Annotated in this window: 5 protein-coding genes and 1 other annotated feature; all 5 genes read right to left on the bottom strand. The window is 39.7% G+C overall.

The features are described 5' to 3' along the window. Positions 1 to 263: 263 nt before the first annotated feature. Positions 264 to 2672, bottom strand: a complete 2409-nt coding sequence (gene pheT, locus ACWOEC_RS05425) for a phenylalanine--tRNA ligase subunit beta (RefSeq protein ID WP_455306597.1) — start codon at positions 2670 to 2672, stop codon at positions 264 to 266. Positions 2673 to 2675: 3 nt separating this feature from the next. After that, positions 2676 to 3719 (bottom strand): phenylalanine--tRNA ligase subunit alpha, encoded by a 1044-nt coding sequence (gene pheS, locus ACWOEC_RS05420; protein WP_455306595.1) that lies wholly within the window; start codon positions 3717 to 3719, stop codon positions 2676 to 2678. A gap of 56 nt (positions 3720 to 3775) precedes the next feature. Further along, positions 3776 to 3981 (bottom strand) — a binding site (T-box leader). Positions 3982 to 4027: 46 nt separating this feature from the next. Then, the gene (locus ACWOEC_RS05415; protein WP_455306593.1) at positions 4028 to 4345 is read right to left on the bottom strand and encodes a winged helix-turn-helix transcriptional regulator; all 318 of its coding nucleotides are present in this window, start codon (positions 4343 to 4345) and stop codon (positions 4028 to 4030) included. Between the two features lie 77 nt (positions 4346 to 4422). Continuing rightward, positions 4423 to 8070 (bottom strand): helicase-exonuclease AddAB subunit AddA, encoded by a 3648-nt coding sequence (gene addA, locus ACWOEC_RS05410; protein ID WP_455306591.1) that lies wholly within the window; start codon positions 8068 to 8070, stop codon positions 4423 to 4425. Beyond that, the gene (locus ACWOEC_RS05405; protein ID WP_455306589.1) at positions 8063 to 11617 is read right to left on the bottom strand and encodes a PD-(D/E)XK nuclease family protein; all 3555 of its coding nucleotides are present in this window, start codon (positions 11615 to 11617) and stop codon (positions 8063 to 8065) included. The genes addA and ACWOEC_RS05405 overlap by 8 nt, the downstream gene beginning before the upstream one ends. Positions 11618 to 11773: the final 156 nt, after the last annotated feature.

Here is an 11773-nt window from a genome sequence, read left to right as displayed (position 1 = left end):
CTCCTTTCGTTTGTTTATTTTGTGGTGATTTAATCATACAGGAAGCGAGTATGTTTTTTAATACCTAAAATGACAAATGGACTGATGAATTGAATTCAATTCATCAGTCCATTAAATTATAGAGCCCAATAATTACAGCAATAACAAAATAAGCCAAAGCATGCCGATTATCGGCATGCTTTGGCTTATTTCTTCTACTCTTGGAGTATCGCTTTGCATTTTTAAAGGGTGTGACAAAATTTCGTCACACCCCTTGTTTAGATTTAGCGAATGGTTGCGTGTAAGGTTTCTGTCAACGCACGTTCTACTTTTTCCATTGCTTTAGTAATTTCTTCATCCGTCAATGTAGCTTCAGGATTTTCAAATAGCAAACTATACGCCATTGATTTTGAGCCGTTTTCGATCGATTCTCCTTGATAGACATCAAATAAACGAATCGATTTCAAGAAGCGTCCCGCAACCGCTGTAATCGTACTTACGATCGTCGTATGGGCAACAGCTTCATCGACAACAAATGCCACATCACGACTAACAGTTGGAAATTTGGTTACGACTTGATAAACAGTCGTCGTCGGTAACGTACTCAGAACATCTACCGATAATTCTAATACATAGGTCTCAGAGATTCCATATTGTTTGGCAATTATTGGATGGACTTGACCGATGAATCCGATCACTTGATCGTCTACTTTGATCAACGCTGTTCGCCCTGGATGTAACTGTTCGAGCGTATCTGTTTGTTCCAATGTTACACCACTTAAGTTTAATTGCGCTAATAGTCCATCGAATATGCCTTTTGCTCTGTAAAAATCGACTGGATCTGCTTTAGTTTGCCAATCTTTTTCAATCCAGTTTCCAGTCAATGCAAAGGCAACATGTGTCTCTTCGAGTGGTAATGTAGTGTGTCCATTTTGATAAAATACGCGTCCAATTTCATAAATCGCAAGATCCGTATTTTTACGTGCTGTATTGTAAGCAACATTATCCAATAAACCAGAGATCAAATTCATGCGTAACGCCGAACGGTCTTCTGTCATTGGCCAATCTAATTTTGTGATCGCACTTGTTTGATACATAAATTGTTGGACTTTTTCAGGTGTCGATAGCGCATAACTGATATTTTCCGTCAAACCAAATCCTTCTAATACTTGGCGTAAACGACGCGTGAATCGTTGTTTTGCGCTCAAACTTCCCATAACTGTTTCACCACTTGGTAACGTTGATGGTAAACGATCATACCCGTAGATACGTGCGACTTCTTCAATTAAGTCTGCTTCAATCGTAATGTCCCAACGACGTGGCGGAACACTAACAACAAATGTTTCTTCTGTCGTCGTACACCCAAAGTCTAGTGCTGCAAAAATTTGTGCAACTTCTTCAAGGATAAGCGTCGTTCCTAAATAATGATTGATACGTTCAAGTGAAATTTCAATTTTTGTATCTGTAACGTCAAGTGTGGCTCCAATCGCTTTACCTGCTAAAATCTCACCACCAGCTAATTGCGCGATCATCATTGCAGCTTTATCACATGCTTCATCGATTGTCGCATGATTGATTCCCTTTTCAAAACGCGCTGAAGATTCACTACGTAGATTGAATTGCTTCGATGTACGACGGATATTGATTGGATCAAAAATAGCCGCTTCTAATACTACAGCCGTGGTCTGATCTGTGATTTCAGAATCCAATCCGCCCATAACACCGGCTAAGGCAAGTGGCGTGTTTCCATTTGTAACAAGTAGATTTTCACTTGTCAATTGACGTTCTTCGCCATCTAATGTCACAAGCGTTTCTTTTTCATGCGCGCGGCGGATCACCAATTGTTCAGATCCGATTTTAGCTGCATCAAACGCATGTAAAGGTTGTCCGTATTCTAATAGAATATAATTCGTGATATCCACAACATTATTAATTGGGCGAATGCCTTCATTCATCAAACGAACTTGCAACCACTCTGGACTTGGCGCGATCGTCACCCCTTCAATAATCCGGACTTGATAAGCTTTCGCCAATGTATTTTCTTGAACATCGACTGTCAATACTTCGCTAGCTGGTTTTGCATTTTCTGTTAGTTCTATCTTAGGAAAGACAGGTTTTTGATTGTAGATCGCTCCGACTTCATAAGCGACACCACGCATACTTAATGCATCTGCACGGTTTGGCGTAATCGATAGTTCAATCAACGCATCGTCCATTTCTAAATAAGGAAATACCGAATCTCCGGCTTTGGCTTCTTCTGGTAAATAATAAATTCCTTCTGCATAAGCTTTAGGGATCACACTATCTGAATACCCGATTTCTTCTAATGAACAAATCATTCCATTTGAAACTTCTCCACGCATTTTACTTTTTTTGATTTTTACATTATCCACGATACGTGCCCCTGGCAATGCCACGATCACATTGATTCCAGCTTTGACATTTGGTGCACCACAAACGATTTGGGATACTTCCTCTTCACCAATATCGACTTGGCAAATATGCAAGTGATCAGAATCTGGATGATCGATACACTCGACTACGTGTCCCACGACGATTTTTTTCAATCCTTCTTCTAAGACAGTGATTCCTTCAACTTCGATTCCGGTAACAGACATTTTATCTGCTAATTCTTTAGGTGTAACGTTGGTTAAATCAACGTATTCATTCAACCATTTATAAGATACTAACATCGATTATTCCCCTTTGAACTGCGCTAAAAAGCGTTGATCATTTAAATAAAAATTCCGAATATCATTGACGCCATAACGCAACATCGCGATACGATCTGGTCCTAAACCAAAAGCAAATCCACTATAGGTCGTAGAATCGATCCCAGACATTTCTAATACATTTGGATGAACCATCCCAGCACCTAAGATTTCGATCCAACCAGTGTGCTTGCAGACATTACAACCAGCACCACCACATTTGAAACAACTCACATCTACTTCAACAGAAGGTTCAGTAAACGGGAAATAACTTGGACGTAAGCGAATACTTCGCTCTTCACCAAACATTTGCTTCATCAAGACTTCTAATGTTCCTTTTAGATCGCCCATGGTTACATGCTTATCGATAACCAACCCTTCGATTTGATGGAACTGATGGCTATGTGTTGCATCGTCGGTATCACGACGAAATACTTTCCCAGGTGAGATCATTCGTAAGGGACCTTTTGTAAAATCGTGCGTTTCCATTGTTCGCGCTTGAACAGGTGAGGTATGTGTGCGTAATAACAATTCTTCTGTTAAATAAAAGGTATCTTGCATATCACGTGCTGGATGATCTTTAGGTAAATTCATCCGTTCGAAATTGTACTCATCTTGTTCGACTTCATAACCTTCGATCACTTGATACCCCATACCAATAAAAATATCTTCGATTTCTTCCATGATCTGTGTCAAGATATGACGTGTTCCTCGTTTAATTTGTGTCCCAGGCAACGTCACGTCGAGTGTTTCTTTGGCCAACGCTTCGGTCAACGCTTGTGTTTCTAATGCATCTTTACGTGCTTCTAAATGACTTGAGATCGTATCTCTAATCTCGTTAGCAAAACTCCCTACTTTAGGGCGTTCTTCAGCAGATAGATCTTTCATTCCACGCAAGACTTCTGTGATTGGGCCTTTTTTACCTAAAATTTCAACACGAATTTGATTCAATGTTTTTAAGTCTGTGATTTCTTTGATTTTAGCAAGTGTTTCCACTTGTAATGTTTCCAATTTTTCTTGTAACGACATGGAATTTTTCCTCCTCTAGTACTCTTTCAATCAAATAAAAAAAGCCTTCATCCCTATAAAGGAACGAAGGCTCGCGATACCATCCTAATTCGTGAGATACGTCTCACGCTCTTTATTCATTAACGATAATAGTCTACCGGCATTTTCTCAAATGCAAACTAGGAAGTGAACTTCATTTTTCCATACTGGATTTGCTTACAGTCTATGGCAAATCTCCCTTTTCAGCTGGGACAAAACTACTCGTTTCCGTCAACGTTTTTTCTTTATCCAATTACTGACAGTGTACTAAAAATGAGTGAAAAAAGCAACTAGCCTTCGTCAATTGTACACCATTCTTCGCTCCATCTTTTAACTGAATCAAAACTTTCATGCAATGCAATCCCTTTTTCGGTCAACGAATACAAATGATCATTTTTTTGAACGATTTGTTCTTCTTCCAATTCTTTCAATCGTTCCGCCAACACGCGATCACTTAACATCGGGATCGTTTTTGACAATTCCACAAAACGTTGGCCATGCTCTTCTAATAACACGTCAATAATCAAGCCGTTCCATTTTTTCCCTAGAATCGAGAAGGCTTTTTCAAATCTTGGACAAAGAGTATAATTCACTTTTTTTGTTTCCATTTCGTCTCACCTCTTTGACTATAGTCTACCATATCTCTTACAATTTGTAAGAAATGCCGCTTGATTCTTTTGGCCCGTCATAAGGATAGCACGTTTTGCTCAGAAAGCAAGACCAAATACGTTTTGATTACTTCTTTTCCTAAAGACTGCTCCAAGGCTTGTTTATATAGACGCAATTGCCCTCGGTAACGTTCAGCTAGTTGCATCGCGGTTTGTCCTGAGCGAATGTGGTCGGTTTTAAAATCATATAATACAATCGATTCATCGTATTCGATATACCCATCGATAATGCCATGAATCAACAATTCTGAATGCGGATCATCAAAATCTTGATAAATGTCTGCTGCTGCTTTTAGCATCGAAAAAGGTTGTTCTCGAAAGACTCGTTGTGGCTGTTGCAACAATTCTTGTCCTAATGGTGTGTCAAAAAACCATACTAAATGATCAATATTAATGGCTGCCACCATCTCACTAGGAAACTGTTTCGTCGCCAGTAATGCTGTCTTTTGTTGTTCTAAAGAAGCTTTAGTGGGCTTTTTAGTCAAATCGACTTGCTGCAATAAATAATGTGTCGCTTGTCCTATAACGGTCGCTTTGACTTCCTTTTTTGCTAAAAATTTTGGTTGACTAAACGTATCGACTTGGCGATAGGCCTTTTCTTGCGGTGCATTCCAATCTAAGAGTTGCAATTCTTGTTCGTCTGGATCATTATATAGCCGCTTGATTTCTGATACCGACTGATAACTAGATGTCTTCGTTGCTTTTTCATAGGGATAGACATAATTGAGGCGTTTCACTAGCGTATCTGATAATGCACCAAATTCAGTTGTTGTGAAGATCTGTTGTGGTGTGTGCGCTAACTGAGCCTTCATTTCTTGATAACGTGTATACAGTGTTTCATTGTCAACAAACGCAAAAGAAAATTGCCCATCATGGCTGATTTTCTTCCCTCTTAAACGAAGTTCTTCTAAAAAAGGTTCGAATAAAGGGTGTCGAACTAATGTCATTCCGATCCAGTCCATCAAAGACGCTTTAGTCGATAGACGCAGTTGCGGATCTAAAAATTGTTCTGTTTGAGACAATGCTTTTGACCATTTACCTAACGCTTCTTCTTGTGTTTTATACGAACCCACCAAAAAGAGTTTTTGCTCTGCACGCGTCAAGGCAACATATAATTTACGCATTTCTTCTGATAACAATTTAACGAGTTTGATTTGTTGGATAGCCATATAAGGCAAACTCGTAAAACTCGTACGTGTCTTGTCGATCCACTTGACGCCTAGGCCAAAGTGTTCGTCCATCAAATAAGGTTTTACTAGATCTTGCGTATTGACTTCTTTGGTCATATCCATCACAAAAACTACTGGAAATTCTAATCCTTTACTTGCATGGATCGTCATCACTTGGATCGATTCTTCTTGGACTTTTGCGACTGGCTGAGACAGGTCTTTGTTTTTCTCACGCATTTTCTCAATGAACCGAATAAATGGATAGAGCCCTCGGAAACTCGTTTCTTCATAGCGTTGCGCTCGATTGACCAAAGCCATTAAGTTGGCATAGCGTTGTTCACCTGAAGGCAGTCCTAAGACATAATCTGGATATGCTGTTTTAGCATAGATATCTTGTAAGACCGTTGCGATCGGTTGCCGTTTTGCCAGTTCGCGCCATGCGTTCAATTGATCTAAAAAACGCGTCAGCTTCGGTTTTAATAGCACATGCTCTTCTGGATAGCACACTACCGCTTGATAAAAGGTCGAATCGGGATGTTCTAAACGAATATCTGCTAGTTCCGATTCATTTAATCCGACAATAGGCGAACGCAAGACGCTGACCAACGGAATATCTTGCAGTGGATTGTCGATGATCTGCAACAAACTTAACATCACTTTTATCTCGGTTGCTTGGAAATAGTTTTGTGCATCTTTGATCGCAAGCGGTAACTGGTATTCTTGAAAAATATCGATCATCGTCAAATGTGCACTACGTGTCGGCGTCAGTAACACGATATCTTGATAAGAAAGTGGACGCAATGTGGCCGTTTTACGGTCAAAGATCGGATAGCGTTGTTCGATCAAGTCTCGTATTTTTTGCGCCACGAGATGAATCTCGCCTTCTGTTTTCGTGCTGATCACCGTTTCTTTTGCTGTAGTCTGCTTTTCATAAATCAATAATTCAGGTACGAGCTGTTGGTTACTCCCTTCAGGATAATATGTCGCTCCACTCACTAAACGCGCTTCATCTTGATAGTCGATTTGCCCCACGCGTTGGTCCATCAATTGTTCAAAGATCAAATTGGTAAACGCCAATACTTCTTGACGTGAACGGAAATTTTCCTTTAAATCGATTTTCTCCCCCATCTGATGCGCTTTAAAGGCAGCGTATTTTTCAATAAATAATGTTGGATCGGCTAAACGAAAAGCGTAAATCGACTGTTTGACGTCGCCTACCATAAAAAGGTTCCCTGGTTGATGGGTCGCCACACTTTCTAGGATCGCTTGTTGCAAGCGATTGATATCTTGATATTCATCTACCAACACTTCATGAATGCTGTCACGATATGCTGCTTGAACATCTAATTCTGGCGTTTTCACTTGTAAAATCGCCAGTGTTAAGTGTTCTAAATCGTTGAAATCCAATATATTTTTTTGTTGTTTACTTTTTTGATAGCGTGCCATAAATTCATGGACCAAGCGTACCGCTTCTTTTACGATCGGTTGTGATACCGCCAAAATCGTACGCATTTGTTCAGGCGGATAAGGTAGCAAGACACTTGCTTCTTGTACCAATTGCTTGGCGAGTTCTCGTAAAGGTTTGACCAATTGTGCGCTCTCTTTGTCTTCTGCCTTGCGATAACTTGGAAAACGATCAAACGAAATACTGGTTAACGCTTCATAGAGTAGATCGATTTGATCTTGTTCTAAATACGCAAGCAAGCGTGTAATTTGTTGTTGTTCCGTTTCCAAAAGAAGTGCTAACTTGTCTAACTGTTGACTGTAGGCATGCGCTTTGAGCAACTGTTGTTTTGCTTCACCTAATTTTTCTGCGATCTGTACTTTAATACACGTTTGATACAGTGGCGTTTTCGTGATATCTTCTTCTAATTTATAAGCGTCTGGCAATGCATCTAACCAAGCCACAGGATCTGGATTGGCCCTAGAAAATTCGTACAACTGTAGCAATAATTCTCCTAACATTTGATCTGATCGATCGCTCATAAAATTCTCGACAAAGGCATAGAATTCTGGGGTTTTTGCTTCGTAAGCTTCTTCGATCAACGTTTCCATTACTTCTTCTTTTAAAAGGAGGCGCTCCGTTTCATCAGTTAACAAACGAAAACCAGGTTCTAAATCAAGGACGTAATAATATTTACGGATAACACGTAAGCAAAATGCATGCAACGTTGAAATCATCGCTGTCGGCAACAACTGGATCTGCTTTAAAAACCACTGACGTTCTTGAGCACTTACTGTATGGAGCAATTCTTTTAGCGCAACTTCGATCCGCTGCTTCATCTCTTTTGCAGCAGCTTCAGTAAAGGTCACGATCAACAATTCATCGATCGCATGTCCTTGTTTAATCTTCTCAATCACGCGTTGGACTAAAATACGTGTTTTTCCTGAACCAGCAGAAGCCGAGACCAATACATGATGGCCCGTTTCAAAGATCGCTTGCCATTGTTGATCCGTATACATTGCACCCTCTGGCTTATTGGGGATCTTACTCATGAATAATACCCTCCATTTTTTTCAATATTTCTTGTTTTGGTATGGTTTCAATTTTTTGGTAGTGGTTTTCTGGCAACACCGCATCGAATTTGCAAACACTACGAAATGGGCAATGTTCGCACGCTCTAGCTTGTTTTTCCACTCGTAGACTAGGATTTAGCGCAATCTCACCACTTTGCAAACGATCGGCGCTATGACGCATTTTTTCTCGATTATACGCTCTTAATGTCTCAACTTCGTTTGGCGTATAAAAGCGGTCTTTACTTTGAGCAATCATAGTGTAGTCATCATGTTTGTCTTTGCGAATGGGAAATACTTCAGAATGCTGGCTTTTAGCCAAACTTGTGTCGTAAGCGGCAAATAAAGCCTGATCTTGAATAAAAAGTCCAGAATATTTATACGCCTTCAACCGTTCACTTTCGCGTTTTTCTTTCGCTGTACTTCCACTTATCAAAGGATCTTGCATTTTTACATAGTACGCCCCAGCTGGCTGTACTTCACGCTTACCTACTAACTGTGCCGCATCTTGCAAGACGACATCTAAATACGTCACCAGTTGCATGGCTAACCCATAGTAAACTTCAGTCGGATCAAATTCTTTTTTACTAGATTTGTAGTCGACGACAGAAAGATACGTTTTTTGGTCGACATCGACTTGGTCGATGCGATCGATTTTCCCTCTGACGTGCAGCTTACCTCCGCTAGCTAAATCAAGTTCTAATCCCTTGATTCCTTTTTTCGCCGCTACTTGGCCAAATAATACTTCTGTTTGAACTGGAGATAATTTGGTTTTTTGGCTTTGTTCGTGTAATGCCCAACTGACCCGGTTGATCGTTTTGCCTAATTGTTGGAACAAAAAGTCCATCCGTGCCGAACGACTAAGTAGTTGATAGCGTGTTTCGCCAAAAATTTCTTTTAAGACTTGTTGCATGAATTCTTGTCTAGTTTCTGGTGTTAAACTCGATAAACTAATATTTTCTTTGATCAAAATACTTAAAAAGCGATCAAGTGCATCGTGGAAAAATTCACCGGTAACAGCAGGTGTAATCCCATAGATATCACGTTCTTTCAACTTTAGCCCATATTGCATAAAGTAACGATATTCACATTCGTGGAAGGTTTCAAGACGTGAAACTGAACTATACATTTCACGCCCATATAATCGTTGGGCTTGTTCTTGCGTTAAGGCAACAGGTACGTTCTGATCATCTTGACTTAAAAACACGCGTTGCGCTAATGTATTCCATTTGCTTTGTCTAACTTTACGCTGTAGTTGGGACCAAGCAGTCGGTAGCGAACGTTCGTCTTGTTTCGCTTGCCTTGTTAACTGATTGATCTGTCTGATCGCCCCTCGATATGATCCAACATAATCTAAAGGATCCGCAGTCAACGTGAGCAATCCTTTTTTCACAAGTAGCTGTGGCATACTTGATAAAAAGCGTGCGAGATATGGTGAAGGTTGCAAGGTATGATCGGTTTCAGAAGTCGCCGGATACGTCAAATACAACAATTGCGTACTCGATAAAAATAAACTATAGGCCACGTATGGTTCTTTTTGACGGGTTTCTTTTGCCCGGTCATAAATATAGCCTAATTCACCTAATTGTTCATTTAACCATTCACGTTCTGTGACATCTAATAACGTATGATTTTCGACTTTACGTGGAAAAGCAGTTTCTGTTAACCCTAAAGCAAAGGTCACTTTACTTTGATTTGGACGCGCTAAATCCAAACGATTGATTTGCACTTGATCTAGTGAAGTCGGAATTTTACCGAAGCTCAAATTTTCTAAACTGCTCATCAATAATACAGTAAATCCTTCCCAGTCAAATGCTTCCTCGTCATAGATATTCACAAATTCATCTAGAATATCCATTAAATGTTGCCATGTTTGTTCATGGTTACGCGCTTCATCTAATTGACCACGTAAAACTGCTTGATTGCGCCACTGGATGAGTTGTTGATCAATTTGTTGCTCCAATAAAAACTGATAAAACAACGTGATTGCTTCTTTCATCGTACGGGCTTTTTTTAATTTGCTTAACGGTTGATACAATTGTGTGTAAAAGGCGCGACGCAACTGATTTGTCTTCAACGTTAAGGCTTCATCTCTGATCGGTTGTCCTAAGATAGGATCATAAGCGTAGATCTCCCAGTCCGTTTTACTGATCCATAACATACCGCTTAGATGATGAGCCAAACTAATGTTTTCTGTTTGATCCACCAATTCGCGAAAAGAAGCGATTGGTTTATCATAGTCTGTTGGGATAAACAGTTCTGATTTTAAAAGATTAAAAATATCGGTTTCGCGATAATAATAACGATCTAAATCAAACCACGTTGCTAAAAATTGAACAATTGGATGCTGACGAATTAACTTTTCTTGATCGATATAAAATGGAATATCCAATTCACTAAAAATCGGTTCGATATAAGGAACATAAAGTGCTGGATCTAACGTAGACAATTGAATATCTTTATAGGTCAACGGGAGCTGATGTTTATGTTCTCGACTGACCAAACGCTTGATTTCTAGACCGATTTGACGGACCTCTTCTTCTGGTGTTTCGACTTGCCAAATCGTTGCATATTCACTCATTACCGAATCGATCGTTACGCCTTGCATCTGCTGGGTACTCTCCCAAAATTCAGACAGTGCCAAGCGTCCTTTGCTACGCGGTGTTGTCGCAAGCGGCGTATCGATCACATGATCAGGCAAGATCGTCAGCTGGTGTTGTTTCATCCAAGTCGCAATCTGAGTATACGTTCTAGCAGCATCATAGAATAAATCAAGCCCCTGGGTATGTTGCTGACGATTCGTCAAAATAAGATCTACAGTTAACGTACTGTGTATCATGAGTTGGGTCAGTAATTGGAACTCTTTGGCTTGAAAAGATGAGAACCCTGTTACAATAAACAGCGTTTGCTTTAATTGCGCTGCTAAAGTCGCCTCCGGTGTTTTCAAATACTGGATTAACCATTGTAAAGGATCATAAAGCGTGACTTGATGGTGTACGAGTTCTTGTTCATATGCTGTAAAAATCAACGTCAATTCACTTAATTTTGTTTGCAATTCACGTTTTAACGTAATTTGTGTCGTGTCAATTCCATGTAATTGTTCTGTCGTAAGTCCACTCAATTGAAATTCCTGATACAACTCGAGTAATTGGGTCAAAAACCCTACTTTATCGATCTCCCCACGAAATAGGTGCAATTGTTCCTTTAGATTGGTCAACACCTTACGCATTAGTAATTTAGCACCGATTTCTGTAATCGTGTCTGCTTGATAGTATCCGCTTTGCTGTGTGTAATACCAAGACAGACGTTGGAAACTAAAAATCTGTGTCTTCATACTACTAAAATGCGTCTGCTCGTTTTTTTGTTTCAAGGCTTGTAAAATTTCGATTTCTCGTTCAAATTTATTGTAGTTAGGGACCAAAAAAAAGACACGATGGTTGGCATCTTGTTGTAACCACTCGTCTGCTTTTTGGACTAACGTCTCTGTGTGATCACACACACCATCGCCTAAGACAAATTGTACTGTCATCGTTTCCTCGTCCTCTCTTTATATTAATTAAAAAAAACAAAACATATGTTCATTTTACCATTATTCATACTTTTTTTCTTGGCCTTTCCACGAAAAATTCGAGAAGTTCACACGTTATCCTTCTTGCATCAAATTCTTTTCAATACATGGTTTTTT

This window comes from Enterococcus bulliens (assembly GCF_053761865.1).
This window is presented reverse-complemented; position numbering and strand designations above follow the sequence as displayed.